The following is a 26,051-nucleotide window of genomic DNA, read 5'->3' as shown; positions in this document are numbered from 1 at the left end:
AAAAATTATCTCAATACTCCGGCTGGTTTGGCAACTGAATAAAATCGCCGGACAATAAAGGGAGGATTGATGTCGTACCCGACTCTCAAATCGGTACCCCTTGTATGCTAAATCCGTCCTCACGTCAAACACCTGAAACGTGTTTAGCATGAAAAACCTGCTTAACGTACTGCCAGAATCCGTGGCGTAATAAAGACAACCAGTTCACGGCGTTCATTATCTTTCCCGTCGCGGCGAAACAGACGCCCCAGCACCGGGATATCGCCAAGCAGCGGGACGCTGTCGCGGGCGGTTTTGTTTTTCTGCGAAAAGATGCCGCCCAATGCCAGGGTCTCGCCGCTGCGGACTTCCACCAGGGTCTCGATCTCCTGTTTATCAATGGCCAGCGCCTCGCCGTTATCCTGCTTCAGCACCTGGCCTGGCGTGTTCTCGCTTATTCGCAGCTTCAACCGCACTCTCCCCTGCTGCAGCACCGTCGGCGTCACCTCCATGCCCAGCACCGCCTCTTTAAACTCCACCGACGTGGCGCCGCTTTCACCGCTGGAGACCTGATAGGGGATCTCGCTCCCCTGCTTGATGCTGGCGGGCTGCATATGGGAGGCGAGCAAACGAGGACTGGCGATAATCTCGACCTGCTGCTTGCGCTCCAGCGCGGAAAGCTCCAGCTCAAGCAAGCGCCCGTTAATTTTGCCGATGTTAAAGCCTGCGCGGGTGCTGGCATCGTTGACCGACACATCGCTGCTTAGGGTGGTGATGTGCCCGGATCCCGGGGTGCTTTCAGCCTCCGCCAGCCGCCACTTCACCCCCAGTTCACGCAGGCTGGTTTCGCTCATCGACACGATATGGGCGGCCAGCTCCACCTGTCCGACCGGCAGATCCATCTCCTGCGCCCAGGCCTTCAGCGCCGGCAGATGCCGCGCATCATCGCGGATCAGCAGCCGATTGGTCCGCTTGTCCGCCATCAGGTTTCCCCGGGCGCTAAGCAACTTACCGCCGCTTTTAGCCAGCTCCTCGGCATCGGCATAGTGCAGCGTCACGCTCTCCGCCAGCAGCGGCAGGTTCTGCAGACGTTTCGCCTGTTCAGCTTCGCGCTGCGCCAGATTGGCTTTTTGCCAGGCCTGCGTATGCGCGTAGATGACCGTCCCCTGCTGTTGCAAAGAGAGGCCTGCGCTATCCGCCACTGCCCGCAGCGCCTGGGTCCAGGGGACCTTCTGCAGGCGCAGGGAGAGCGTGCCGCTGACGTCCGGTGCGACAACGAGGTTCTTATGGTTCATTTCGGCCAGGGCTTGCAACACCTGGGCCACTGGCGCGTCGCCAACGACCAGCGAAACCGGCTTGTCATTTCGCGCGGCGACCACCGCCAGCGGTAGCAGCAGAAGCAGCAGGCTTATCCATCGCATCATCTTGTTTTCCTTCACGTTGCCAGCGCCACGCTGGCGGTTCACATCCCGGGGGCGTGACGATGTCCAGCTCGCCGGCCGTCAGCCGACTCACCCGCCAGCCCGTGGGCAATTGCTCATCCAGCCGTACCCGTCGCCACATGCCGCTTCCGTCCTGCAAAAACCCCGTCCAGCCTGCGCCATCGCCGGCCGCGCCGCCATAGCGCCATTGCGACAGCTGCGCCGTGCGGCAAGGATCTTCAACCGGCAGGAAAGGATCGCGCCCGGCCGCCAGCAGCGACAGCGGCAACCACAGCAAAATCCAGCATTTACCGCCCATCTTCCGCCTCCAGCTGCAGCCGCATGCGCAGCGCCTGCCCCTCGCGCTCCAGCGAGAACGAACGCGGGTTCATCCCGCAGCGCGCCAGCCATGAGAACAGGGCGGGTACCGTCGGCCAGGGGAGAGACAGCGCCATCTCACCGCCGCTCCCCTGCGGATGCCAGGCGATTAGCTTCGCGCCGGCGAGCGGAATGGCGATGGGCGAAAACGGCTGCTTGTCGATGCGTTCCCCGGAACTTTCACCGGCGGGGATGCGCAGCGCCATGATCCGCCGCCACTGCGTTTGCAGAGCGCCATCGCGGGACAGCGCCGCCAGCGGCTGGGGGGCATCGCGCCAGAGCGCCACGCCGCCCCCCATCAGCCCCATCGCGAGCAGAATCAACAGCCCCGCCCGGGTGCGCCGGGTGTTAATCCGCATCGGTGCGCGCTCCCGACAGGGTAAAACTGAACTGCCAGCGCCCCTCGGCGTCGCGCTGCGTTCCGCCGGCTTTAGCCGGCGCGAATCCCGCGACGCTGGCCAGAGCAGCCTCCACCCGGGCCAGCGCCTGCAGGTTGAGGGCCAGGCCATCCAGCGTCAGGCGCGCCCCCTGGTACTCCAGCCGCGTCAGCCATGCCTGAGCGGGCAGGCCTGCCGCGAGCGCCATTAGTCGGGGTTGCCAGGCGGCGATCGTCGATCTGCGCTGGCGCTGCTCGCGCTGGCGTTGATGCTGCTGCCATGCCTCGCGCATCGCCTGTTCGCGCTGTTTGAGCGAGGCGAGCAACGCTGCGTCGGCTGTCGTGTGGATCCTCGCCAGGGCGTCGCGCTGTAGACCCGCTGTTCGCCCCGCCTGCAGGGTCGTTCCCACCAGCAGCACGATACCGGTGGCTAACAACAGGGCGTAGCGCAGGCGCTGGCGGCGACGCAGGTCACGCCAGGGGAGAAGATTAACGACATGCGTCATGGCGCCCGCCTCCCAGCGCCAGCCCAAGGGCAATGGCGTAGCGATCGCCGTCGGCTGGCAGCGGAGGCTGCCGGCGGTAAACCACCTGCCAGACATCAAAACGACTGGCCTCGTCGCCCGCATCAGCGCACAGGCGCAGAGGAACCTGAAGTTGCCCCGCCAGCTGGCTTAAGGACCCTATCGCATCGCAGGCGTCACAGCCCCAGGCCTCCTGGGTCGCCCATAGCCAGTACTTTTCATCCCGCCACGCCAGGCCTTGCTCTGCTGCCGTCACCCAGGGGAAAAAGGCGCCGAGCGCGCTGGCATCCGGTACGATGGCCGCCACCCGCAGCCGCAGCCGCCCTGCCAGCTCCCGCAGAACATTGATATCCAGCCGCTGCGCCGCCGTCACCTGCCAGCCGTCATCCCGCGAGGTGGGCGCATAATCAATACATAGAGAGGAGGCGGGCATCGCCAGCTGTTGGGTCATGGCGCTGGCTATCCACGTCGCCTGTTCCCGCTCTCGCAGGGCGAACTGGGGATAAGGCAGGCGTTTTTGCAGCGTGCGAGCCGCGGGAAAGGCGATACTGATCTGATGCTGCGCCGGTAGCTCCCGCCGCCAGGCGGCCAGCCGTGAGCCGAGGGCGCTAACGTCCGCCACCATCCCCTGCCGCACCAGACCTGGCGGCAGAGGAATGCGCCACCAGCGGCGCAGTGCCCAGTGTGAGCGCTCATGCAGTAGCGCGACAATGGCAATGCTATCCTGTTGGATATGCATTCCGATCCGCCAGTTTCTGAAAGCCATGCTTACGATCTCCTTATCCGGCAAAACTGTCCGGCTATATCAATGCACCTGGCTTGCCTTTATACTACCGCGCGTTTGTTTATAAACTGCCCAAATAAAACTAAATGGGAAAACACCGGTGAAGTTCGTAAAGTATCTATTGATCCTTGCAGTCTGTTGCGTACTGCTGGGAGCAGGCTCGATTTTTGGCCTCTACAAATACATAGAGCCGCAACTCCCCGACGTCGCAACCCTGAAGGATGTGCGTTTGCAGATCCCGATGCAGGTCTATAGCGCCGACGGTGAGCTTATTGCGCAGTACGGCGAAAAGCGCCGTATCCCTGTAACGTTGCAGCAAATTCCCCCCGAGCTGGTGAAAGCGTTTATCGCCACCGAAGACAGTCGTTTCTATGAGCATCACGGCGTCGATCCGGTGGGTATTTTCCGCGCCGCCAGCGTGGCGATGTTCTCAGGCCACGCCTCGCAGGGCGCCAGCACCATCACCCAGCAGTTAGCGCGTAACTTCTTCCTCAGCCCCGAGAAGACGTTGATGCGTAAGATTAAAGAGGCCTTTCTGGCCATCCGCATCGAGCAGCTGCTGAACAAAGATGAAATCCTTGAGCTGTATCTGAACAAGATTTACCTCGGCTACCGCGCCTATGGCGTCGGCGCCGCGGCGCAGGTCTATTTTGGCAAACCTATCGACCAGTTGACCCTCAGCGAAATGGCGGTGATTGCCGGTCTGCCGAAAGCCCCGTCCACCTTTAACCCGCTCTATTCGATGGATCGCGCCACAGCCCGTCGCAACGTGGTGCTGTCGCGTATGCTGAGCGAGGGGTACATCACCCAGGCGCAATACGATGAAGCGCGCAGCGAACCCATCGACGCCAGCTACCACGCGCCGAAAATCGCCTTCTCAGCGCCTTATCTGAGCGAAATGGTGCGCCAGGAGATGGTGAATCGCTATGGCGAGCAGGCCTATGAAGATGGCTACCGGGTGTACACCACGATTACCCGCAAAAACCAGCAGGCGGCCCAGCAGGCGGTCCGCAATAACGTGCTGGATTACGATATGCGTCACGGCTACCGCGGCCCGGCCAGCGTGCTGTGGAAGGTCGGCGAAACGCCGTGGGAGGCGAAAAAGATCGTCGACGCCCTGAAGCGCCAGCCTGGCTTAGGCCCGCTTTCTCCTGCGGTGGTCACCTCCGCGAATGCCCAGGAGGCCGTCGCGCTGTTGGCTAACGGCGACTCCGTTTCACTGACGATGGACGGCGTGCGCTGGGCTCGTCGCTTTATCTCCGATACGCAGCAGGGAGCGACTCCGCGTAAAGTCAACGACGTCGTGCAGGCCGGGCAGCAGATCTGGGTTCGCAAAGTGGGTGACAGCTGGTGGTTGTCGCAGGTCCCGGACGTCAACTCGGCGCTGGTCTCCATTAACCCGCAAAACGGCGCGATTATTGCCCTTGTCGGTGGGTTTGACTTTAACCAGAGCAAGTTTAACCGCGCCACCCAGGCGCTGCGCCAGGTCGGCTCCAACATCAAGCCGTTCCTCTACACCGCTGCGATGGATAAAGGCTTAACTCTGGCAAGCATGCTCAACGATGTGCCAATCTCGCGCTGGGACGCCGGGGCCGGCTCCGACTGGCGGCCGAAAAACTCGCCGCCGCAGTATGCCGGTCCGATTCGTTTACGCCAGGGCCTGGGGCAGTCGAAAAACGTGGTAATGGTGCGCGCCATGCGCGCCATGGGCGTTGACTATGCCGCCGAGTATCTGCAGCGCTTTGGTTTCCCGGCGCAAAACATTGTCCACACCGAATCGCTGGCGCTGGGCTCCGCCTCATTTACGCCTCTGCAGGTCGCCCGCGGGTATTCGGTGATGGCCAACGGCGGCTTCCTGGTCAACCCGTTCTTTATCAGTAAGATTGAGAATGATCAGGGTGGGGTCCTCTTCGAGGAGCGCCCGAAAATCGCCTGCCCGCAGTGTGATTTACCGGTGATTTACGGCGATACGCCAAAATCCAATGTGCTGGAAAACAAAGATGTGGAAGATGTCGCCACCTCGACGGAACCGCAGAATGGCAACGTGCCGCCGCAGCCGCAGCTGGAGCAGGCCAATCAGTCACTGGTGGCGCAGAGCGGCGCCCAGGAATACGCGCCGCATGTGATCAATACCCCGCTGGCCTTCCTGATCAAGAGCGCGCTGAACAGCAACATCTTTGGCGAACCGGGCTGGATGGGAACCGGCTGGCGCGCCGGACGGGATCTGCAGCGGCATGATATCGGCGGCAAAACCGGAACCACCAACAGCTCGAAGGACGCCTGGTTCTCAGGCTACGGGCCGGGCGTGGTGACCTCGGTTTGGATCGGCTTTGACGATCATCGTCGCGATCTTGGCCGGACCACCGCGTCAGGGGCGATTAAAGATCAGATCTCCGGCTACGAAGGCGGCGCCAAAAGCGCCCAACCGGCCTGGGACAGCTTTATGAAGAGCGTGCTGGAAGGCGTTGCGGAAGAGCCGTTAACGCCGCCGCCGGGAATCGTCACGGTGAATATCGATCGCAGCACCGGTCAGCTGGCGAACGGGGGCAACAGCCGGGCGGAATACTTTATTGAGGGTACCCAGCCCACGCAGCAGGCGGTCCATGAGGTGGGCACCACCTTGACGGACGGCGGCGGTGAAACCCACGAGCTGTTCTGACAAAAAAAGCGCCTGCGGGCGCTTTTTTATTGCTGCTTAGCGTGAACGCTCGTTCAGAGTCTCCCCTGGGCCTGCAGCCATTCCCGCACTAAAAACAGCGCGCTGACGTTGCGGGCCTCGTTAAAATCTTCTTCATCCAGCAGCGACATCAGCTGCGCCAGCGGCCAGCGCACCTGCGGCAGCGGCTCGGGCTCATCGCCCGGCAGCGACTCCGGATAGAGATCTTCCGCCACCAGGATATTCATTTTGCTGGAGAAGTAAGAGGGAGCCATACTGAGCTTCTTCAGGAACGTCAGCTTATTGGCGCCGAAGCCAACCTCTTCTTTCAGCTCGCGATTGGCCGCTTCATCCACGGTTTCACCCGGATCAATCAGCCCTTTGGAGAAGCCCAGCTCGTAGGATTCCGTCCCGACGGCATACTCGCGAATCAAAATAATATGATCATCCACAATCGGCACAATCATTACCGCTTCGCGGGTGGAAGGCCGCATACGTTCATAAACGCGACGCACACCGTTGCTGAATTCCAGATCGACGCTTTCGACATTAAAGAGGCGCGAACGGGCGACAGTTTCAACATTGAGAATGGTGGGTTTTTGTAATGATTTGCTCATTGTCATCGGTCTATGCTGTGATTAAGCAGTCATTGTGCGATACGCAACACGCTTTCGGCAATCCAAATCGCCACTTATTTACAGAGTTGTAACCTTTTCCCTGCAAAGGTGAAAGTAATAAAGATAAAAAAGTCAATAGCTTGAATTCTGTTTGAGAATTTACCGATTTCTGCGCTTTAACGTTTTTGGTAAGCTTATACACTGCTGCATGACATATTCACTACCCTGCAAGCAGGTGCGCCGCTAACACTGCAGCTTGACGTTAGTCTTCACGTTCACCGACGATTTCGTAAGAAAAATATAACTATGATGGGATGGGCATGGGCACCTTTCTGATATTCCTTACAGCTCTGCTAATCTGCGTATTGCTCATTGGATGGTGGTATCGCACGCACGCCAGACGCCGCCGGCTCCCCCTACTGCACGCCTTTAGCGATGCCACCACGCGGCCGCTCCCTGCCGATGAGCGCCAGGCCATCGAAAAGTATCTTGCCGAACTGAGCCGCGCCCAGCAGGTGCCCGCGTCCGGCGCCACCAGCGCGCCCGTCGCTCTGGCGCTAAACGAACAGAGCGATACCGTCTATGGGTTGACGCGAGCCATCACCCGCTACGGGATCACCACCGACGCGCCGAATAAATGGCGCTATTTTCTCGATTCGGTGGAGGTACATCTGCCGCCGTTCTGGGAACAGCATATCAACGATGAAAACAGCGTCGAGCTGATCCCCACCGACAGCCTGCCGCTGGTTATCACCCTTAACGGTCATACCCTGAGCGACTATCGTCAGGAAGCGCAAAGCTACGCTCTGGAACGCGCCTCGGCCACCCAGGCCTCGATTCGCGGCGAAGAGAGCGAACAGGTAGAGCTGCGGCAGATCCGGCGGGAAAGCCCGGAAGAGCACGCCCTGAATCGCCCGGACGGTCTGCGGGAAGCGATCCTGATCGTCGCCTCTTTCCTGGTCTTTTATTTCAGCCTGATTGGGCCAGCCGTCTTTACCCCGTGGCTGGTGGCCGCCGGTTTGCTGCTGCTCGCCGCCGGCCTGTGGGGGATCTATGCCCCGCCGCGCCGCGCCGCGCTGCGCGAAATCCACTGCCTGCGCGGCGTCCCGAAGCGCTGGGGGCTGTTCGGCGAAAACGATCAGGAACATATCAATAATATCTCGCTGGGCATTATCGATCTCATCTATCCGCGCCACTGGCAGCCCTGGATCGCCCAGGACCTCGGACAGCAGACCGATATTGATATCTATCTCAACCGCCATGTGGCCCGTCAGGGACGCTACTTGTCGCTTCATGATGAAGTGAAAAATTTCCCGCTGCAGTACTGGCTGCGCAGCGCGATTATCGCCGCCGGCGCCCTGGTGGTGGTGATCATGCTATGGGCCAGCGTACCGCTGAATATGCCGTTTAAGTTCACCCTGTCGTGGCTGAAGGGGGCGCAGACGATTGAAGCCACGACCGTCAGCCAGCTGGAAAAGGCCCATGTGCGCATTGGCGATACGCTGCGCCTGACCGGTACCGGGATGTGCAACATCCGCACGCCGGGCAGTTGGACGGCCAAAGAGGATTCGCCGTTCCTGCCTTTCGATTGTTCGCAGATTGTGTGGAACGATGCCCCTCCTCTGCCGCTGCCGGAGTCTGACATTGTCAGCAAAGCGACCGCCCTGATGGAGTCCGTCCAGCGTCAGCTGCACCCGGAAACCGACGACGACTCCCGCGTCAGCCCGGCGCTGCGCTCCGCCATTCAAAAATCTGGCATGGTGCTGCTGGATGATTTCGGCGATATCGTTCAGAAAACCAACGATCTCTGTTCGGCTGCCGATGATTGCCTGCGCCTGAAGAACGCGCTGGTTAATCTCGGCAATACCCGTAACTGGGAGACCTTAACCAAGCGCGCGTCCGCCGGGAAACTGGATGGCGTGAACGTGCTCCTGCGACCAGTCAGCGCCGAGTCGCTGGAGAATCTGGTGACCACCTCAACCGCCCCCTTTGTAATGCGTGAAACCTCGCGAGCGGCGCAGGCGCTCAACAGCCCGGCCCCGGGCGGCTTCCTCATCGCCAGCGACGAGGGCAGCGTGCTGGTCAATCAGCCGTGGCCGGCGGTAAGCCTGTATGATTACCCGGCGCATGAGCAATGGGGCGAACTGCGGCGGCTGGCCGGTATGCTGATGCATACTCCCTTCCATGCCGAAGGGATCGTCACCAATCTGTTTACTGACGCCAACGGCACCCAGCATATCAACCTGCACAGCATTCCCGACCGCAGCGGCCTGTGGCGCTATCTGGGCATCACTCTTCTGCTGCTGTCGATGGTGGGATGCATGGCTTACCACGGCGTGCAGGCGCTGCGTCGTTATCAACGCCATCGCCAGCGTATGGAAGAGATTCAGAAATATTACGAAAGCTGCCTGAACCCGGTGCTGCTCCCCTCGTCTGACCCGCAAGATTAATTTCCCCGGCGGCAGGGTGTGATACCCTGTCGGCCATTTCCCGCTCGCTGGAGAGTCATCATGCATTTTGATATCGCCTGGCAGGAGGTCGATACCGTTCTGCTGGATATGGACGGCACGCTCCTGGATCTCGCTTTCGATAACTATTTCTGGCAAACGCTGGTGCCGGAAACCTGGGGGGCCGCCCGCGGCCTCAATCTGCAACAGGCGAAAGAGGCCATGCGCCAGGAGTATCATGCCGTGCAGCATACGCTAAACTGGTACTGTCTGGATTACTGGAGCGAGCGCCTGGGTTTGGATATTTGTGCGATGACCAGCGAACAGGGTCCGCGCGCCACGCTGCGTGAGGATACCGTGCCGTTCCTTGATGCGCTCAAGGCCAGCGGTAAGCGACGTATTCTGTTGACCAATGCCCATCCCCACAATCTGGCGGTGAAACTCAAACACACCGGCCTGGATGCGCACCTTGATTTATTACTTTCCACCCACACATTTGGTTATCCGAAAGAGGATCAGCGTCTGTGGCGCGCCGTGGCGGAGGAAACCGGCCTTGAGGCGCATAAAACGCTGTTTGTCGACGACAGCGAGGCGATTCTGGATGCCGCGAGGGAGTTTGGCATTCGCTACTGCCTGGGCATTACCAATCCCGACTCCGGGCTGGCGGAAAAGCAGTATCTGCGCCATCCGGGGCTGAATGATTACCGACGACTGATCCCTTCGCTTACCCCGAAGGAGAGGCGATGAAAGAGAAGCCTGCCGAAACCGTCAGACTGGATAAATGGCTTTGGGCCGCCCGCTTTTACAAGACCCGCGCGCTGGCGCGGGAGATGATTGAAGGCGGCAAGGTGCATTACAACGGACAACGCAGCAAACCAGGGAAAATCGTCGAACTGGACGCCATGCTGACGCTGCGTCAGGGCAACGACGAGCGGACGGTGCGCATCGTCGGTATCACCGAGCAGCGCCGCCCGGCAAGCGAAGCCGTCACCCTGTATGAAGAGACGGCGGAGAGTATCGAGAAGCGTGAAAAAATGGCCCTGGCGCGCAAAATGAACGCCCTGACCATGCCGCACCCTGACAGACGTCCGGACAAGAAAGAGCGCCGCGACCTGATGAGATTTAAACACGGCGAGAGTGAGTAACTCGCGCCAGAAAGAGAGATGATTATGACTCAACACGATCAATTACATCGTTATCTGTTTGAAAACTATGCCGTGCGCGGCGAGCTGGTGACGGTGTCGGAAACCCTGGAACAGATACTGGCGAATCACACTTATCCCCAGCCGGTGAAAACGGTGCTGGCGGAGCTGCTGGTCGCCACCAGTCTGCTGACTGCGACCCTGAAGTTTGCCGGCGACATTACCGTGCAGCTGCAGGGCGATGGGCCTTTACAGCTGGCGGTGATCAACGGCAATAACCAGCAGCAGCTGCGCGGCGTCGCGCGCGTGCAGGGCGAGATTGCGGACGATGCGGATCTAAAAGCGATGGTCGGCAACGGTTATCTGGTCATTACCATCTCCCCGGAAGAGGGTGAGCGCTATCAGGGCGTCGTCGGTCTGGAAGGCGATACGCTGGCCGCCTGCCTGGAAGATTACTTCCAGCGTTCAGAGCAGCTGCCGACGCGCCTTATCATCCGCACCGGCGAACATGAAGGCCAGCCGATGGCGGGCGGGATGCTGCTGCAGGTGATGCCGGCCCAGGATGCCCAGACTGCCGACTTTGAGCACCTGGCGACGCTCACCGAGACCATCAAGGCGGAAGAGCTGTTCACCCTGCCGGCGAACGATGTGCTGTGGCGTCTGTACCATGAAGAAGAAGTCACGGTCTACGATCCGCAAAGCGTGGAGTTCAAGTGCACCTGCTCCCGCGAACGCTGCGCCGGCGCGCTGAAGACGCTGCCGGACGAAGAGATAGATAGCATCCTTGCCGACGAAGGCGAGATTGATATGCACTGCGACTACTGCGGTAACCACTATATCTTCAACGCCATGGACATCGCCGAGATCCGTAACAACGCCTCTCCGGCCGACCCGCAGGTCCATTAATCCTCACTTCTTCTTCAGGCGCCGGGCGGCGATGTGGTTTGTCGCCCGGTGCCTGACTTTTATTTATTCACGAGTTGAATCGATTCTCGCTGAAAGAGTTACGTAATTTTATTCCAGGAAAGCGATTACATTCACATTTCAGCAGTTTTTTTAATTACTTTTTAACCATTGAGAAACATCTAACCCCACCATCCGGCCATTTCCTGAGATAATCCACTTCACTTCGTGACAGGAGTCACCGTTTTTTTCGTCATTCTGCGGAATGTCGAGATAGGTAAATCTATGAGCCTGGTCGCGGTCAATACCCGGTAATAAACCCTACAATTTACAGCAGTACATCTTGGCTAAGGAGCAGTGACATGCGCGTTAATCATGGTTTAACCCCGCAGGATCTCAAGGCTTATGGTATCAATGACGTTCAGGATATCGTCCACAACCCCAGCTACGACATGTTGTTTCAGGAAGAGCTCGACCCCAACCTGGAAGGCTACGAACGTGGCGTATTAACCAGTCTGGGTGCTATCGCCGTCGACACGGGCATTTTTACCGGTCGTTCTCCGAAAGATAAGTACCTCGTGCGCGACGACACCACCCGCGATACCGTCTGGTGGTCCGATAAAGGCAAGGGTAAAAACGACAACAAGCCGCTTTCGCAGGAAACCTGGCAGCATCTGAAAGGGCTGGTGACACAGCAGCTGTCCGGTAAACGCCTGTTTATCGTCGACGCCTTCTGCGGCGCTAACGCCGATACCCGTCTCAGCGTACGTTTCATTACCGAAGTGGCCTGGCAGGCGCACTTCGTGAAAAACATGTTCATTCGCCCGAGCGACGAAGAGCTGGCGGAATTCGCGCCCGACTTCATCGTGATGAACGGTGCGAAGTGCACCAACCCGCAGTGGAAAGAGCAGGGCCTGAACTCGGAAAACTTCATCGCTTTCAACCTCACCGAGCGCATTCAGCTGATCGGCGGCACCTGGTACGGCGGCGAAATGAAGAAAGGGATGTTCTCGATCATGAACTACCTGCTGCCGCTGAAGGGCATCGCCTCCATGCACTGTTCTGCCAACGTCGGCGAGAAAGGCGATGTCGCCATTTTCTTCGGCCTCTCAGGCACCGGCAAAACCACCCTTTCCACCGATCCGAAACGCCGCCTGATTGGCGATGACGAACATGGCTGGGATGACGATGGGGTGTTTAACTTCGAAGGGGGCTGCTACGCCAAGACCATCAAGCTCTCTGAAGCGGCCGAGCCGGATATCTATCACGCCATCCGCCGCAACGCCCTGCTGGAAAACGTGGTGGTGCGCGCCGACGGCACAATCGATTTCGATGACGGTTCAAAAACCGAAAACACCCGGGTCTCCTACCCCATCGACCATATCGATAATATCGTCAAACCGGTCTCCAAAGCGGGTCACGCCACCAAAGTGATCTTCCTGACGGCCGATGCGTTCGGCGTACTGCCGCCGGTCTCCCGCCTGACCGCCGATCAGACGCAGTACCATTTCCTGTCCGGGTTTACCGCCAAACTGGCCGGCACCGAGCGCGGCGTGACCGAACCCACGCCAACCTTCTCCGCCTGCTTCGGCGCCGCCTTCCTGTCGCTGCATCCGACGCAGTACGCCGAAGTGCTGGTCAAACGTATGCAGGCGGCTGGCGCGCAGGCTTATCTGGTCAATACCGGCTGGAACGGCACCGGCAAGCGCATCTCGATTAAAGATACCCGCGCCATCATCGACGCCATCCTCAATGGCTCGCTGGACAACGCGGAGACCTTTACCCTGCCGATGTTTAATCTGCAGATCCCGACGGCGCTCCCGGGCGTGGATACCCAGATCCTCGATCCGCGCAGCACCTATGGTTCCCCGGAGCAGTGGCAGGAAAAAGCCGACCAGCTGGCGAAGCTGTTTATTGAGAACTTTGAGAAGTATACCGATACGCCAGCGGGCGCCGCGCTGGTGGCGGCAGGGCCGCAGCGCTAACGGACGCAGAGATGAAAAAGCCGGGCTTGCCCGGCTTTTTATTGCGCAACGTTTTGACCAGCCAACCGCGGGCGCGATCAGCTCTCTTTGGCCGGTTTCATCGGCGTCAGCGCCCGGTGCACCGGCAGCCAGGCGCGGATCAGTAACCCGCCGCGTTCGCTGGAGCCAATCTCCAGCCGGCCGTTGTGATTGTCGATAATACGCTGAACAATCGCCAACCCCAGCCCGGTTCCGCTGGTGCTGCGGGCGCTGTCGCCGCGCACAAACGGCTGAAACAGGTGCTCCCGCTGCTCAGGTTTAATCCCCGGTCCGTCATCTTCAACCTGGAACCACGCCCGGCTCGCTTCGCTGCCGCTGCTGACCTTGATCCAGCCATTGCCATAGCGGGCCGCGTTGACCACCATATTCGCCAGCGCGCGCTTGATAGACAGAGGATGCATGCGTACCGGAATTTCGCCGGCCTGCAGGGCGGTGGCGATCTCCCGCTCATAGCCGCTCTCCGCAGCGATCACTTCCCCCAGCACCGCATTCAGATCCGCCAGCTCCAGCGGCATCTCCTGCCCGGTGCGCAGGTAGTCGATAAACTGCTCGATGATGGCATTGCACTCTTCGATATCTTTGTTGATCGACTCTGCGAGATAGCCATCCTGCTCGCCCATCATCTCGGTGGCCAGACGAATGCGGGTCAGCGGAGTACGTAAATCATGGCTGACCCCGGCCATCAGCAGCGTACGGTCGTCGGCCAGCTGCTTCACGCCCGCGGCCATGTGGTTGAAGGCGCGGGTCACCGATCGCACCTCAGAGGCGCCGTACTCGCGCAGCGGCGGCGGGATAATGCCGCGCCCGACCTGCAGCGCCGCATGCTCCAGATCCACCAGCGGGCGGTTCTGAATACGGATAAACAGCCAGGCGCCGCCTATCGCCAGCAGCATGATCGCCAGGGTATAGCGGAACAGCGGCGAGAAGTCGCCCTGATGGATCTCGGTCAGCGGCACCCGCACCCAGATATTGGGCGACAGCCAGGTCTTCAGCCACACCACGGGGGAGCTTTTATTGACCTCCACCCGCACCTCAGTGGGGCCGCCAAGCTGATGAGCCATCTGCTGGCTCAAGAATTCATAATGCTGCGCCCAGCGCAGGCCTGCGTCTTCCGCCGCTTCATTGGAATAGAGCGAAATCCCCAGCTCGCGATAAATTTCACGACGAAACGCCGGGGGCACCACCAGTTGGGTGCCATCCTCCAGCTGCAGCTTATCGGTCATCAGCATACGCACTTCGTAGGCCAATACTTTATTAAACTGCTGGAGGCTCGGCAGGATCGCGAAATTCAGTACCACCAGATAGGTCGTCACCAGGCTGACGAACAGCAAGGTGACGATCAGGAGCAGCGTGCGAGCAAAGGAGCTGCGCGGCGAAAAGCGCACGCGTTTCATGCCTTAGAACCGTCCGGGACGAAGACGTAGCCCAGACCCCAGACGGTCTGGATATAGCGCGGATGCGCCGGGTCCTCTTCCACCATGCGGCGCAGGCGGGAGATCTGTACGTCGATGGAACGCTCCATCGCAGAGTATTCGCGGCCGCGAGCGAGGTTCATTAACTTATCGCGCGACAGCGGCTCACGAGGATGGCTCACCAGCGCCTTCAGGACCGCGAACTCGCCGCTGGTCAACGGCATCGGCTCGTCTTCACGGAACATTTCGCGGGTGCCCAGGTTCAGTTTGAATTTACCAAAGGCGATAACCGCCTCTTCCTGCGACGGCGCGCCCGGCAGCTCGTTCGCCTGACGGCGCAGCACCGCGCGGATGCGGGCCAGCAGTTCGCGCGGGTTGAACGGCTTCGGAATATAGTCGTCAGCCCCGATCTCCAGGCCTACGATCCGATCGACCTCTTCGCCTTTCGCCGTCACCATAATGATCGGCATCGGGTTGCTCTGGCTGCGCAGACGGCGGCAAATCGAGAGTCCATCTTCCCCGGGCAGCATCAGATCCAGCACCATCAGGTGGAAGGATTCGCGGGTTAACAGACGATCCATCTGTTCGGCGTTCGCCACGCTACGAACCTGGAAGCCCTGCTCGGTCAGATAACGTTCGAGCAGCGCACGCAGGCGCATGTCGTCATCCACAACCAGAATCTTATAATTCTCTTGCATTGTTTGTACTCCCAAAGGTTCACTGCAATAGTCAGTGCGTATTCTCAAAAAAGCCCGGCGCGCTCACCAGCTAAATCTGGTATACATTCCAGGCTAAATTGTTACAAAGCATATTTAACAGCAGGTTAAGTATACATTTAATCATAAGACACAGTATTTATCCTGTCGGTATTATTGCGCGCTACAAATTGTGCGCAACGACAGACTGTCAGAAGGTTGAACTCACGATGAAAACGCCGCTGATCACCCGCGAGGGATATGAAAAACTGAAGCAGGAGATGGACTACCTGTGGCGCCAGGAGCGCCCGGAAGTGACCAAAAAGGTGACCTGGGCCGCCAGCCTTGGCGACCGCAGCGAGAACGCGGATTACCAGTACAACAAAAAGCGCCTGCGCGAGATCGATCGCCGGGTCCGCTATCTGACCAAATGTCTGGAACAGTTAAAGATCGTCGATTACTCCCCGCAGCAGGAGGGCAAAGTCTTCTTCGGCGCCTGGGTAGAAATTGAAAACGATGAAGGCGATATCAAGCGCTTTCGCATCGTCGGTTACGATGAAATTTTTGGCCGTAAAGACTATATCTCCATCGACTCGCCGATGGCGCGCGCGCTGTTAAAAAAAGAGGTCGGCGATCTGGCCATCGTTAACACGCCGGCGGGGGAAGCCAGCTGGTATGTCAACGAGATCGAATACGTAAAATAGACAAGAACTTTCCGAGAGACGCCGGGCGCGGCTGGCATTTTCAGCCGCCAGTCCGTATAACTAGTCCCTGTTTTTTTGACCCTAAAGATGAATTAAAAGCCATGATGAATGATTCGCTCTGCCGCATTATTGCGGGTGAACTTCAGGCCAGAGCCGAACAGGTAGAAGCTGCCGTTCGCCTGCTTGATGAAGGGAACACCGTGCCGTTTATTGCACGATATCGTAAAGAAGTCACCGGCGGTCTGGATGACACGCAGCTGCGTAATCTGGAAACCCGCCTCGGCTACCTGCGCGAACTCGAAGACCGTCGTCAGGCGATCCTCAAATCCATCGCTGAACAGGGCAAACTGACCGACGCGCTGGAAAAAGCCATCACTACCACGCTCAGCAAAACCGAACTGGAAGACCTCTACCTGCCGTACAAGCCGAAGCGCCGTACCCGCGGACAGATCGCCATCGAAGCCGGGCTGGAGCCGCTGGCTGACCTGCTGTGGAACGAACCGTCCCACGATCCGGAAACGGAAGCCGCAAAATATATTGACGCCGATAAAGGCGTGGCCGACAGCAAAGCGGCGCTGGATGGCGCGCGCTATATTCTGATGGAGCGTTTTGCCGAAGACGCCGCGCTGCTGGCGAAGGTCCGTGACTATCTGTGGAAAAACGCCCACCTGGTTTCCACCGTCGTCAGCGGCAAAGAAGAGGAAGGCGCCAAATTCCGCGACTACTTCGATCACCACGAACCGATCGCCGCCGTGCCGTCGCATCGTGCGCTGGCGATGTTCCGCGGCCGCAATGAAGGCGTCCTGCAGCTCTCTTTAAACGCCGACCCGCAGTTTGACGAGCCGCCGAAAGAGAGCCACGGCGAGCAGATTATTATCGACCACCTGGGCCTGCGCCTGAACAACGCCCCGGCGGACAGCTGGCGTAAAGGCGTCGTCAGCTGGACCTGGCGGATCAAAGTCCTGATGCACCTCGAAACCGAGCTGATGGGCACCGTGCGCGAGCGCGCCGAAGACGAAGCCATTAACGTCTTCGCCCGCAACCTGCACGACCTGCTGATGGCCGCGCCCGCCGGGCTGCGCGCCACCATGGGCCTTGACCCGGGTCTGCGCACCGGGGTGAAAGTGGCCGTGGTTGACGGTACCGGCAAACTGGTGGCGACGGACACCATTTACCCCCACACCGGCCAGGCCGCCAAAGCGGCCGTCGCCGTCGCCGCGCTGTGTGAGAAATACAACGTTGAGCTGGTGGCCATCGGCAACGGTACCGCCTCGCGTGAAACCGAGCGTTTCTTCCTCGACGTGCAGAAGCAGTTCCCGAAGGTCACCGCCCAGAAGGTGATCGTCAGCGAAGCCGGGGCTTCCGTTTACTCCGCCTCCGAGCTGGCGGCGCAGGAGTTCCCGGACCTCGACGTGTCGCTGCGCGGCGCGGTCTCCATCGCCCGCCGTCTGCAGGATCCTCTGGCCGAGCTGGTGAAAATCGACCCGAAATCCATCGGCGTCGGTCAGTATCAGCATGATGTCAGCCAGACCCAGCTGGCGCGTAAGCTGGACGCGGTGGTGGAAGACTGCGTGAACGCCGTCGGCGTTGACCTGAACACCGCCTCCGTGCCGCTGCTGACCCGCGTTGCCGGCCTGACCCGCATGATGGCGCAGAACATCGTCGCCTGGCGCGACGAGAACGGCCAGTTCCAGAACCGTCAGCAGCTGCTGAAGGTCAGCCGTCTGGGGCCGAAAGCCTTTGAACAGTGCGCCGGCTTCCTGCGTATCAACCACGGCGACAACCCGCTGGACGCCTCCACCGTTCACCCGGAAGCCTATCCGGTGGTCGAGCGCATTCTGGCCGCCACTCAGCAGGCGCTGAAAGATCTGATGGGCAACAGCAGCGAGCTACGGAACCTGAAAGCCGTCGATTTCACCGATGAGAAGTTCGGCGTACCGACCGTTACCGACATCATCAAAGAGCTGGAAAAACCGGGCCGCGACCCGCGTCCTGAGTTCAAAACCGCTCAGTTCGCCGACGGCGTGGAGACTATGAACGACCTGCTGCCGGGGATGATCCTCGAAGGCGCGGTGACCAACGTCACCAACTTCGGCGCGTTTGTTGATATCGGCGTTCACCAGGACGGCCTGGTGCATATCTCTTCCCTTTCGAACAAGTTCGTTGAAGACCCGCATACGGTGGTGAAAGCGGGCGACATCGTGAAGGTCAAGGTCATGGAAGTCGATCTGCCGCGTAAGCGTATCGCCCTGACCATGCGTCTCGACGAGCAGCCGGGCGACAGCAACGCCCGCCGCGGCGGCGGTCAGGATCGCCCGCAGGGCAATCGCCCGGCCGCGAAAGCCGCCAAACCCCGCGGTCGCGACGCGCAGCCTGCCGGCAACAGCGCGATGATGGATGCCCTCGCCGCGGCGATGGGTAAAAAACGCTAATCCCTCCCTGCCCCTTTTCAGGGGCAGTTTTCCTTTTCATTGTCACTGCCCTATAGCCGCCTTTTCGCGCAAATGGCTCTCAGTTATTTCTGATAACCTGCATTTATTCCGCGCCGGGCAGATAGCGAAATTAATATTTTCATTTCGTTAACTTAAGAAACCTTAATTAAACATTAGAGCGACGAAATAATATTTCGCATATTTTCGATCACTGGCGGACTTTGCGGCATATCAATAAAAAGGTGAATTTCACTTTAAAAATGGCATAAAGCGCATCATATGTATTGATGATAAAAACCATTCTCATTATCATCGCTTGCAGAATGTTTTTTCTTTTTCGTTGGCTACGGTCCCCGGCGCAACTGCCTCCAGGCGTCCGGAAAATTCTTCTTCGGTTAGCGATAGACAAGTAGGCCCTATGCAATTCACACCTGATAGTGCGTGGAAAATTACCGGATTTTCCCGCGATATTAGCCCAGCATACCGTCAGAAATTGCTCTCCCTCGGCATGCTGCCCGGATCCTCTTTTCATGTGGTGCGCGTGGCGCCGCTCGGCGATCCTGTTCATATTGAAACCCGACGCGTCAGTCTGGTATTACGCAAAAAAGATCTCGCCTTAATCGAACTGGAAGCGGTTGCACAATAACGGCTGACCCGGCACAAGAGTTTGAAATATGAAAAAATTAACCGTTGGTTTAATTGGTAATCCTAATTCCGGCAAGACTACCCTGTTTAATCAGCTGACCGGCGCCCGCCAGCGCGTGGGCAACTGGGCCGGGGTCACCGTTGAGCGTAAAGAGGGCGTGTTCGCCACCACTGACCACCAGGTCACGCTGGTCGACCTCCCGGGAACCTACTCTCTGACCACCATCTCTTCGCAAACCTCGCTGGACGAGCAGATCGCCTGCCACTACATCCTCAGCGGCGACGCCGACATGCTGATTAACGTGGTCGACGCCTCCAACCTCGAGCGAAACCTCTATTTGACGCTGCAGCTGCTCGAGCTGGGGATCCCCTGCGTCGTGGCGCTGAACATGCTGGATATTGCCGAAAAGCAGCAGGTGCGTATCGATATCGATGCCCTCGCCGCACGCCTCGGCTGCCCGGTCATTCCGCTGGTTTCGACCCGCGGACGCGGGATCGAAGCGCTGAAGATTGCCCTCGACCGTCATCAGGCGAACAGCGATATCGAGCTGGTCCACTATCCACAGCCGCTGCTGCGCGAAGCCGACCTGCTGGCGCAGCAGATGTCAGCGCAGATCCCGGCCCGGCAGCGGCGCTGGCTCGGTCTGCAGATGCTGGAGGGCGACATCTACAGCCGGGCCTATGCCGGCGACGCCGCCGATAAACTGGATATCGCCCTGGCGAATCTCAGCGACGAGATCGACGACCCGGCCCTGCATATCGCTGACGCGCGCTATCAGACCATCGCCGCCATTTGCGACGCCGTCAGCAACACCCTGACCGCCGAGCCGAGCCGTTTCACCGCGGCGATGGACAAAGTGATCCTCAACCGCTTCCTCGGGTTGCCGATTTTTCTCTTTGTTATGTACCTGATGTTCCTGCTGGCCATCAACATCGGCGGCGCGCTGCAGCCGATTTTCGACGCCGGCTCGGTCGCGGTCTTTATTCACGGTATTCAATGGCTGGGTTACACCCTGCACTTCCCGGACTGGCTGACCGTCTTCCTCGCCCAGGGGATCGGCGGCGGTATCAACACCGTACTGCCGCTGGTGCCGCAGATCGGCATGATGTATCTGTTCCTCTCCTTCCTCGAGGACTCCGGCTACATGGCGCGCGCCGCCTTTGTCATGGACCGCCTGATGCAAGCTCTCGGCCTGCCGGGGAAATCCTTTGTCCCGTTGATTGTCGGTTTCGGCTGCAACGTGCCGTCGGTGATGGGCGCCCGCACCCTCGACGCCCCGCGCGAACGTCTGATGACCATTATGATGGCGCCGTTTATGTCCTGCGGCGCGCGGCTGGCGATCTTCGCCGTCTTCGCGGCCGCCTTCTTTGGTCAGAACGGCGCGCTGGCGGTCTTCTCGCTCTACGTGCTGGGCATTGTGATGGCCATTCTCACCGGCCTTATGCTGAAGCACACCATTATGCGCGGCGAAGCCTCGCCGTTCGTGATGGAGCTGCCGGTGTACCACGTCCCGCATATTAAGAGCCTGATTATCCAGACCTGGCAGCGCCTGAAAGGCTTTGTGCTGCGCGCCGGGAAGGTGATCGTCATTGTCAGCATCTTCCTCAGCGCGCTGAACAGCTTCTCGCTGAGCGGTAAGGTCGTCGACAACATCAACGACTCCGCGCTGGCCTCGGTGAGCCGGGTCATTACTCCGCTGTTTAAGCCGATCGGCGTGCATGAAGATAACTGGCAGGCCACCGTGGGCCTGTTTACCGGCGCAATGGCGAAGGAGGTGGTGGTCGGTACGCTGAACACCCTCTATACCGCCGAAGATATCCAAAACGAGGAGTTCAATCCGCAGACCTTCAGCCTCGGCGAGGAACTGCTGGCCGCCGTCGACGAAACATGGCAGGGACTGAAAGACACCTTCAGCCTCAGCGTCCTGGCCAACCCCATCGAAGCCAGCAAAGGCGATGGCGAAATGGCCACCGGCGCGATGGGCGTGATGGGCAGTAAATTTGGCAGCGCCGCGGCGGCTTACAGCTACCTGATCTTCGTTCTTCTCTATATCCCCTGCATCTCGGTGATGGGGGCCATCGCCCGCGAATCGAGCCGCGGCTGGATGACCTTCTCTATTCTGTGGGGACTGAATATCGCCTATTCGCTCTCGACGCTCTACTACCAGACCGTCAGCTTTAGCGACCATCCGCGCTACAGCCTGGTGTGTATCCTGGCGGTGATATTGTTCAACGTGGTGCTCTTCGGTCTGCTGCGTCGGGCGCGCAGCCGGGTTGACGTCTCGCTGCTGGCCACCCGGAAAACGCCGGCCTCCTGCTGTTCCAGCCCGGCTGGCGATTGCCACTAAGGAGGATCTGTGGCGTCGTTAATGGAAGTCCGCGATATGCTGGCCCTGCAGGGCCGCATGGAGGCGAAACAGCTCAGCGCCCGCCTGCGGACGCCTCAGCCGCTGATTGACGCCATGCTCGAACGCATGGAAGCCATGGGTAAGGTGGTACGGATCAGCGAAACCAGCGAGGGCTGTCTCTCCGGCAGCTGTAAAAGCTGTCCTGAAGGGAAAGCGGCGTGCCAGCAGGAGTGGTGGGCGCTGCGATGAAGGGAGTAAGGCCTGCCAGCGCCACGGGATAAAACGAGTGCGACAGCAGGGAAAAACGGGCCAGCAGGCCCGTTTTTTATGACTGGATTATTTATACACGTCAGCGTTAGCGTGAACGGTTTTTTCGTTTTTCTGCCCGGCAATCACCACAAAGTATTTTCCACCCAGCTCATCGGCTTTTTTCGACAGATCGCGTCGGGCGTCCATCGGCGAGGTCGTCCTTGAGGTCGTGATGCTGCCGACCTTGGTCAGATTCATCTTCGCCACGTCCTCTTTTTGGATCTCTTTCGCTGCGAATGCGCCAAAAGACAGACAGCCAATCACCAGAGATGCAACCATTCCTGTAACAAGTTTCATAGCCTCTACTCTCCATTAGGTTGTTATTTTAGGTCACGGTGGCGGAATGAAATAATCAACCACCGTAACAACCTAAGTATTGCTGTGAATGGCCCTTTTACCATGGCGCGGCAAAAAAAATTACCCCAGCCGTTTTTTCAACGCCAGCAGCGGCTCGCAGAAGGCTGCGGGATGGGAAACAAACGGCGCATGCGCTGCCTTGTCAAAGAGAATGGACTCACTTTCCGGCCATAGCTTATCCAGCAGCGGGACAATCTTGCGCGGCACCAGCCCGTCCAGCCGACCGTACAGCCGCAGAAACGGCATCGGCAGTCCGACCAGCGCCTGACGCAGATCGACGGTTCTGAGGATCTCCAGACCGCCGTTCAGCGCCTCAGCGGAAGGCATCGGCAGCGAGAGCACCGCCTGCTTTAACGCCCGCGCATCCTGACGGGCGCTCTCCGTTCCCATGGTTTGCAGGGCGAGGAACCGCTCGACGGTACGCTGGAAATCCTCGCTCAGCTGCTGCTGAAACCCGGCCAGCACCTCCGGCTTGATGCCCGGCCAGTCCTCATGGGCCGCGAAACAGGGGGAAGAGGCGACCGTTACCAGCGCCTGCACCCGTTGCGGGCACCTTATCGCGATCTGGCTGGCCACCAGCCCGCCCAGGCTCCAGCCCAGCCATACCGCCTGAGGCGGAGCCTGCTCCAGCACCCGCTGCGCCATCGCCTCCAGCGACATCGCCCCAAACCCGCCGCTACGGCCATAGCCCGGCAGGTCCACCAGGTGAAGGGTAAAATGCGAAGCCAGCTGCGGCGTGATGCAATCCCAGACCTGAGCGTTCAGCCCCCAACCGTGCAGCAGCACAAGATGACAATCACCTTCGCCGATTGTTTGCCACCAGATGTCGTTCATCCGTTACCGTTCTCTTTTTTACTGTACAGAAGGCCAAATATGCTAACAGCACACAGCTTATGCTGGCTATGCCAAATGCCGCTGGCGGTCGCCCGCTGGGGGATCTGCTCTCGCTGCAGCCGCGCCCTGCTCGCCTGCCCCCCGCTCTGCCCGCAATGCGGCCTGCCGTCGGCAATGTCCCGGCATCCCTGCGGCCGCTGCCTGCAAAAGCCGCCTCCCTGGCATCGGATGGTGGCGGTCAATGACTATCGTCCGCCGCTGAGCGATCTGGTGCGGCAGCTGAAGTTTCACCATCGTCCGGAACTGGGCCCCGCCCTGGCGCGCCTGCTGCTGCTGCGCCTTAAACAGCGTGACGATTTGCCGCCGGTAGACGCGCTGGTCGGCGTGCCGCTGGGGCATCGCCGCCGCTGGCGCCGGGGTTATAATCAGTGCGATGAGCTGTGCCGACCGTTAGCCCGCTGGCGTGGGTGCGTCTGGCGTCGCGACGGCCTGACGCGCCAGCGAGCGGGCGCCGTGCAGCATTCGCTTAATGCCCGCCTGCGCAGGCAGAACCTGAAAAATGCCTTTCAGCTTGAATTTGCCGTGCAGGGACTCCATATCGCTCTGGTGGATGATGTCGTCACGACCGGCAGCACCGTCGCCGAGATATCCCGCCTGCTTTTGCGAAACGGCGCCGCGACGGTTCAGGTATGGTGTGTATGCCGTACCTTGTAGACCCCCGCTGATGGGCGTATTATAACCCAGTAAAATAGTCAACTATTAGGCCAACGCTATGATCCGTATTTCCGATGCTGCACAAGCGCACTTTGCCAAACTGCTGGCAAATCAGGAAGAAGGGACGCAAATTCGCGTATTTGTGATTAATCCCGGCACCCCAAACGCTGAGTGCGGCGTATCCTACTGCCCACCGGATGCGGTGGAAGACACCGACACGGCGCTGAAATTTGAACAGCTGACCGCCTATGTCGATGAGCTCAGCGCGCCCTATCTGGAAGACGCTGAAATTGATTTCGTCACCGACCAGCTTGGCTCGCAGCTGACCCTGAAAGCGCCGAACGCCAAAATGCGCAAAGTCGCTGACGATGCCCCGCTGATGGAGCGCGTCGAGTACCTGCTGCAGTCGCAGATTAACCCGCAGCTGGCCGGGCACGGCGGCCGCGTGTCGCTGATGGAGATCACCGACGACGGTCTGGCTATCCTGCAGTTCGGCGGCGGATGCAACGGCTGCTCGATGGTCGACGTGACCCTGAAAGAAGGTATTGAAAAACAGCTGCTGAACGAGTTTCCGGAGCTGAAAGGGGTTCGCGATCTGACCGAGCACCAGCGCGGCGAGCACTCCTACTACTAAGCCTTCCCTCCGGCGGCAGCCTGTCGCCGGCTCTCCTTTCTCCTTTCTGTGTTACCGCGCAACATCTCCCGCTACACGACCGGCAAAAACCGGGGAAAGAGTATGACTTAAGTCTCATATTTAACATTTTCCCCCGCCAGGTGATTCTCAACCCTCACATGTTACCCGTATCATCCCCTTCAGGCGCCACCGGCAAAAAAATAGCCAGCTATCCTTTCTCTGGGTAAGGATAATGCAAGCGTTTACGGTGCCAGACTATTTTGCTCCCTGACGGAGCGAATGTTGTAAAGGTTGAAACTTTGACGTTACCCATAACAAATTAAGGCCAGGTAAATCATGCCATTAATCATCGTTGCTATCGGGGTTGCCCTGTTATTGCTGTTAATGATCCGTTTCAAAATGAACGGCTTCATTGCGCTGGTTCTGGTGGCGCTCGCCGTCGGATTAATGCAGGGTATGCCGCTGGATAAAGTGATCGTCTCCATCAAGAACGGCGTCGGCGGTACCCTTGGCAGCCTCGCGCTGATCATGGGCTTCGGCGCTATGCTCGGTAAGCTGCTGGCAGACTGCGGCGGCGCTCAGCGTATCGCCACCACGCTTATCAATAAATTCGGTAAGAAGCATATTCAATGGGCCGTGGTCCTGACCGGCTTCACCGTCGGTTTCGCCCTGTTCTATGAGGTGGGCTTCGTGCTGATGCTGCCGCTGGTGTTTACCATCGCCGCCTCGGCCCGTATTCCGCTGCTGTACGTCGGCGTACCGATGGCCGCCGCGCTCTCCGTCACCCATGGCTTCCTGCCGCCGCACCCGGGTCCGACCGCGATCGCCACCATCTTCCACGCCGATATGGGTAAAACGCTTCTCTACGGCACCATTCTGGCTATCCCGACGGTTATTCTCGCCGGCCCGGTTTTCGCCCGTTTCCTGAAAGGCATTGATAAGCCGATCCCGGAAGGCCTGCATAACCCGAAAGTGTTCACTGAAGAAGAGATGCCTGGCTTTGGCGTCAGCGTCTGGACCTCGCTGGTTCCGGTGATCCTGATGGCGATGCGCGCCGTTGCCGAGATGATCCTGCCGAAGGGCCACGCCTTCCTGCCGATTGCCGAGTTCTTCGGCGACCCGGTCATGGCCACCCTGATTGCGGTACTGATCGCGCTGTTCACCTTCGGTTTGAACCGCGGCCGCTCCATGGAGCAGATCAACGATACCCTGACCTCTTCGATTAAAATCATCGCCATGATGCTGTTGATCATCGGCGGCGGCGGCGCCTTCAAACAGGTGCTGGTGGATAGCGGCATGGATAAATATATCGCTTCTATCATGCACGAATCGAATATGTCTCCGCTGTTTATGGCCTGGTCCATCGCCGCGGTGCTGCGTATCGCGCTGGGTTCGGCGACCGTTGCCGCCATCACCGCGGGCGGGATCGCCGCGCCGCTGATCGCCACCACCGGCGTCAGCCCGGAGCTGATGGTTATCGCGGTCGGCTCCGGCAGCGTTATCTTCTCCCACGTGAACGATCCGGGCTTCTGGCTGTTCAAAGAGTACTTTAACCTGACCATCGGCGAGACCATCAGGTCCTGGTCGGTGCTGGAAACCATTATCTCGGTCTGCGGCCTGGTAGGCTGTCTGCTGCTGGGGATGGTGGTGTAAGGTTACTCCCGCCATAGAAAAAGGCCGGTCCGCATGATGCGGACCGGCCTTTTTTATCGGACA

General features: G+C 59.3%; 24 protein-coding genes. 14 read left to right on the top strand and 10 right to left on the bottom strand.

The annotated features are described in order from the left end of the window. Nucleotides 1-161: 161 nt before the first annotated feature. From hofQ to MKR05_RS13620, 5 genes are read right to left on the bottom strand one after another with little or no spacing between them, the layout of a single operon-like run. Nucleotides 162-1,403 carry a DNA uptake porin HofQ gene (hofQ, locus tag MKR05_RS13640; protein WP_284118847.1) on the bottom strand — a complete coding sequence of 414 codons (1,242 nt, stop codon included), beginning with the start codon at nt 1,401-1,403 and terminating at the stop codon, nt 162-164. Next, complete coding sequence (locus tag MKR05_RS13635; RefSeq protein ID WP_023291194.1) at nt 1,339-1,719, bottom strand: HofP DNA utilization family protein; 381 nt, start codon at nt 1,717-1,719, stop codon at nt 1,339-1,341. The genes hofQ and MKR05_RS13635 overlap by 65 nt, the downstream gene beginning before the upstream one ends. After that, nucleotides 1,709-2,137 (bottom strand): pilus assembly protein PilO, encoded by a 429-nt coding sequence (locus tag MKR05_RS13630; protein WP_072413867.1) that lies wholly within the window; start codon nt 2,135-2,137, stop codon nt 1,709-1,711. Before MKR05_RS13630 ends, MKR05_RS13635 begins: the two co-directional genes overlap by 11 nt. Continuing rightward, nucleotides 2,127-2,660: a PilN domain-containing protein gene (locus tag MKR05_RS13625; protein ID WP_087826923.1), complete on the bottom strand. Its 534-nt coding sequence runs from the start codon at nt 2,658-2,660 to the stop codon at nt 2,127-2,129. Before MKR05_RS13625 ends, MKR05_RS13630 begins: the two co-directional genes overlap by 11 nt. Further along, the gene (locus MKR05_RS13620) at nt 2,644-3,444 is read right to left on the bottom strand and encodes a pilus assembly protein (RefSeq protein WP_284118849.1); all 801 of its coding nucleotides are present in this window, start codon (nt 3,442-3,444) and stop codon (nt 2,644-2,646) included. The genes MKR05_RS13625 and MKR05_RS13620 overlap by 17 nt, the downstream gene beginning before the upstream one ends. Before the next feature lie 118 nt (nt 3,445-3,562). On the opposite strand from MKR05_RS13620, the gene mrcA reads away from it, so the two are divergent. Then, nucleotides 3,563-6,121, top strand: coding sequence for a peptidoglycan glycosyltransferase/peptidoglycan DD-transpeptidase MrcA (gene mrcA, locus MKR05_RS13615; protein WP_032454231.1), 2,559 nt, complete (start codon nt 3,563-3,565; stop codon nt 6,119-6,121). Between the two features lie 53 nt (nt 6,122-6,174). Here mrcA and nudE read toward each other — a convergent pair whose 3' ends face one another. Beyond that, on the bottom strand, nt 6,175-6,735 hold the full coding sequence (gene nudE / locus MKR05_RS13610) for an ADP compounds hydrolase NudE (RefSeq protein WP_004202164.1): 561 nt from the start codon (nt 6,733-6,735) through the stop codon (nt 6,175-6,177). A 320-nt stretch (nt 6,736-7,055) separates the two neighbouring features. Between nudE and MKR05_RS13605 the strand changes: the two genes are divergently transcribed. The 5 genes from MKR05_RS13605 (at nt 7,056) to pckA (ending at nt 13,212) form a co-directional block, all read left to right on the top strand. Then, a complete protein-coding gene (locus tag MKR05_RS13605) occupies nt 7,056-9,185 on the top strand; it encodes an intracellular growth attenuator family protein (protein WP_248569183.1) in 2,130 nt (709 codons plus the stop codon). Nucleotides 9,186-9,245: 60 nt separating this feature from the next. Continuing rightward, nucleotides 9,246-9,929, top strand: coding sequence for a GMP/IMP nucleotidase (gene yrfG, locus MKR05_RS13600; protein ID WP_072413864.1), 684 nt, complete (start codon nt 9,246-9,248; stop codon nt 9,927-9,929). Beyond that, nucleotides 9,926-10,327, top strand: coding sequence for a ribosome-associated heat shock protein Hsp15 (gene hslR, locus MKR05_RS13595; protein ID WP_023291201.1), 402 nt, complete (start codon nt 9,926-9,928; stop codon nt 10,325-10,327). Before yrfG ends, hslR begins: the two co-directional genes overlap by 4 nt. An 18-nt stretch (nt 10,328-10,345) precedes the next feature. Further along, nucleotides 10,346-11,230 carry an Hsp33 family molecular chaperone HslO gene (gene hslO, locus MKR05_RS13590; RefSeq protein ID WP_017899960.1) on the top strand — a complete coding sequence of 295 codons (885 nt, stop codon included), beginning with the start codon at nt 10,346-10,348 and terminating at the stop codon, nt 11,228-11,230. Between the two features lie 359 nt (nt 11,231-11,589). Further along, the gene (gene pckA, locus MKR05_RS13585) at nt 11,590-13,212 is read left to right on the top strand and encodes a phosphoenolpyruvate carboxykinase (ATP) (protein ID WP_023291202.1); all 1,623 of its coding nucleotides are present in this window, start codon (nt 11,590-11,592) and stop codon (nt 13,210-13,212) included. Nucleotides 13,213-13,289: 77 nt separating this feature from the next. Here the strand turns inward: pckA and envZ are convergent, their stop codons facing one another. Beyond that, the gene (gene envZ, locus MKR05_RS13580) at nt 13,290-14,645 is read right to left on the bottom strand and encodes a two-component system sensor histidine kinase EnvZ (protein ID WP_044524966.1); all 1,356 of its coding nucleotides are present in this window, start codon (nt 14,643-14,645) and stop codon (nt 13,290-13,292) included. Continuing rightward, the gene (gene ompR, locus MKR05_RS13575) at nt 14,642-15,361 is read right to left on the bottom strand and encodes a two-component system response regulator OmpR (RefSeq protein WP_001157751.1); all 720 of its coding nucleotides are present in this window, start codon (nt 15,359-15,361) and stop codon (nt 14,642-14,644) included. Before ompR ends, envZ begins: the two co-directional genes overlap by 4 nt. A gap of 227 nt (nt 15,362-15,588) precedes the next feature. Here ompR and greB point away from each other — a divergent pair, with 227 nt between their 5' ends. From greB to feoC, 5 genes are all read left to right on the top strand, one after another. Beyond that, a complete protein-coding gene (greB, locus tag MKR05_RS13570) occupies nt 15,589-16,062 on the top strand; it encodes a transcription elongation factor GreB (protein ID WP_002920503.1) in 474 nt (157 codons plus the stop codon). A 101-nt stretch (nt 16,063-16,163) separates the two neighbouring features. Next, nucleotides 16,164-18,494: a Tex family protein gene (locus MKR05_RS13565; RefSeq protein WP_044524967.1), complete on the top strand. Its 2,331-nt coding sequence runs from the start codon at nt 16,164-16,166 to the stop codon at nt 18,492-18,494. Between the two features lie 418 nt (nt 18,495-18,912). After that, nucleotides 18,913-19,140: a ferrous iron transporter A gene (feoA, locus tag MKR05_RS13560; RefSeq protein WP_002920506.1), complete on the top strand. Its 228-nt coding sequence runs from the start codon at nt 18,913-18,915 to the stop codon at nt 19,138-19,140. 28 nt (nt 19,141-19,168) lie between these two features. Next, on the top strand, nt 19,169-21,487 hold the full coding sequence (gene feoB, locus MKR05_RS13555) for a Fe(2+) transporter permease subunit FeoB (RefSeq protein WP_032454235.1): 2,319 nt from the start codon (nt 19,169-19,171) through the stop codon (nt 21,485-21,487). A 9-nt stretch (nt 21,488-21,496) separates the two neighbouring features. Beyond that, entirely contained in the window at nt 21,497-21,736 is a 240-nt protein-coding gene (gene feoC / locus MKR05_RS13550; RefSeq protein ID WP_004202151.1) for a [Fe-S]-dependent transcriptional repressor FeoC, read from the top strand. An 87-nt stretch (nt 21,737-21,823) separates the two neighbouring features. Here the strand turns inward: feoC and MKR05_RS13545 are convergent, their stop codons facing one another. Together MKR05_RS13545 and bioH are read right to left on the bottom strand one after the other, a co-directional pair. Continuing rightward, nucleotides 21,824-22,093, bottom strand: coding sequence for a YdgH/BhsA/McbA-like domain containing protein (locus MKR05_RS13545; protein ID WP_004202149.1), 270 nt, complete (start codon nt 22,091-22,093; stop codon nt 21,824-21,826). Nucleotides 22,094-22,213: 120 nt separating this feature from the next. Further along, a complete protein-coding gene (gene bioH / locus MKR05_RS13540; RefSeq protein WP_049013521.1) occupies nt 22,214-22,987 on the bottom strand; it encodes a pimeloyl-ACP methyl ester esterase BioH in 774 nt (257 codons plus the stop codon). Between the two features lie 39 nt (nt 22,988-23,026). Here bioH and gntX point away from each other — a divergent pair, with 39 nt between their 5' ends. The 3 genes from gntX to gntT all read left to right on the top strand — a co-directional run bounded on the left by gntX (nt 23,027) and on the right by gntT (nt 25,988). After that, nucleotides 23,027-23,701, top strand: a complete 675-nt coding sequence (gene gntX, locus MKR05_RS13535) for a DNA utilization protein GntX (RefSeq protein WP_023291207.1) — start codon at nt 23,027-23,029, stop codon at nt 23,699-23,701. 58 nt (nt 23,702-23,759) lie between these two features. Further along, on the top strand, nt 23,760-24,335 hold the full coding sequence (gene nfuA, locus MKR05_RS13530; RefSeq protein WP_004202143.1) for a Fe-S biogenesis protein NfuA: 576 nt from the start codon (nt 23,760-23,762) through the stop codon (nt 24,333-24,335). A 336-nt stretch (nt 24,336-24,671) separates the two neighbouring features. After that, nucleotides 24,672-25,988: a gluconate transporter gene (gntT, locus tag MKR05_RS13525; protein WP_008806999.1), complete on the top strand. Its 1,317-nt coding sequence runs from the start codon at nt 24,672-24,674 to the stop codon at nt 25,986-25,988. The last annotated feature ends 63 nt before the right edge of the window (nt 25,989-26,051 follow it).

It is taken from the genome of Klebsiella sp. K5-204 (assembly GCF_030128585.1).
In the GTDB taxonomy this organism is placed as follows: domain Bacteria; phylum Pseudomonadota; class Gammaproteobacteria; order Enterobacterales; family Enterobacteriaceae; genus Klebsiella; species Klebsiella quasipneumoniae.
Note: the sequence above shows the minus strand (reverse complement) of the source record. Positions and strands in the feature narration are given on the sequence as shown.

Excerpts from the sequence above, each read along its gene's own strand:
- hofQ (WP_284118847.1), bottom strand. The coding sequence starts at position 1,403 with ATGATGCGATGGATAAGCCTGCTGCTTCTGCTGCTACCGCTGGCGGTG.
- MKR05_RS13635 (WP_023291194.1), bottom strand. The coding sequence starts at position 1,719 with ATGGGCGGTAAATGCTGGATTTTGCTGTGGTTGCCGCTGTCGCTGCTG.
- MKR05_RS13630 (WP_072413867.1), bottom strand. The coding sequence starts at position 2,137 with ATGCGGATTAACACCCGGCGCACCCGGGCGGGGCTGTTGATTCTGCTC.
- MKR05_RS13625 (WP_087826923.1), bottom strand. The coding sequence starts at position 2,660 with ATGACGCATGTCGTTAATCTTCTCCCCTGGCGTGACCTGCGTCGCCGC.
- MKR05_RS13620 (WP_284118849.1), bottom strand. The coding sequence starts at position 3,444 with ATGGCTTTCAGAAACTGGCGGATCGGAATGCATATCCAACAGGATAGC.
- nudE (WP_004202164.1), bottom strand. The coding sequence starts at position 6,735 with ATGAGCAAATCATTACAAAAACCCACCATTCTCAATGTTGAAACTGTC.
- MKR05_RS13605 (WP_248569183.1), top strand. The coding sequence starts at position 7,056 with ATGGGCACCTTTCTGATATTCCTTACAGCTCTGCTAATCTGCGTATTG.
- yrfG (WP_072413864.1), top strand. The coding sequence starts at position 9,246 with ATGCATTTTGATATCGCCTGGCAGGAGGTCGATACCGTTCTGCTGGAT.
- hslR (WP_023291201.1), top strand. The coding sequence starts at position 9,926 with ATGAAAGAGAAGCCTGCCGAAACCGTCAGACTGGATAAATGGCTTTGG.
- hslO (WP_017899960.1), top strand. The coding sequence starts at position 10,346 with ATGATTATGACTCAACACGATCAATTACATCGTTATCTGTTTGAAAAC.
- pckA (WP_023291202.1), top strand. The coding sequence starts at position 11,590 with ATGCGCGTTAATCATGGTTTAACCCCGCAGGATCTCAAGGCTTATGGT.
- envZ (WP_044524966.1), bottom strand. The coding sequence starts at position 14,645 with ATGAAACGCGTGCGCTTTTCGCCGCGCAGCTCCTTTGCTCGCACGCTG.
- ompR (WP_001157751.1), bottom strand. The coding sequence starts at position 15,361 with ATGCAAGAGAATTATAAGATTCTGGTTGTGGATGACGACATGCGCCTG.
- greB (WP_002920503.1), top strand. The coding sequence starts at position 15,589 with ATGAAAACGCCGCTGATCACCCGCGAGGGATATGAAAAACTGAAGCAG.
- MKR05_RS13565 (WP_044524967.1), top strand. The coding sequence starts at position 16,164 with ATGATGAATGATTCGCTCTGCCGCATTATTGCGGGTGAACTTCAGGCC.
- feoA (WP_002920506.1), top strand. The coding sequence starts at position 18,913 with ATGCAATTCACACCTGATAGTGCGTGGAAAATTACCGGATTTTCCCGC.
- feoB (WP_032454235.1), top strand. The coding sequence starts at position 19,169 with ATGAAAAAATTAACCGTTGGTTTAATTGGTAATCCTAATTCCGGCAAG.
- MKR05_RS13545 (WP_004202149.1), bottom strand. The coding sequence starts at position 22,093 with ATGAAACTTGTTACAGGAATGGTTGCATCTCTGGTGATTGGCTGTCTG.
- bioH (WP_049013521.1), bottom strand. The coding sequence starts at position 22,987 with ATGAACGACATCTGGTGGCAAACAATCGGCGAAGGTGATTGTCATCTT.
- gntX (WP_023291207.1), top strand. The coding sequence starts at position 23,027 with ATGCTAACAGCACACAGCTTATGCTGGCTATGCCAAATGCCGCTGGCG.
- nfuA (WP_004202143.1), top strand. The coding sequence starts at position 23,760 with ATGATCCGTATTTCCGATGCTGCACAAGCGCACTTTGCCAAACTGCTG.
- gntT (WP_008806999.1), top strand. The coding sequence starts at position 24,672 with ATGCCATTAATCATCGTTGCTATCGGGGTTGCCCTGTTATTGCTGTTA.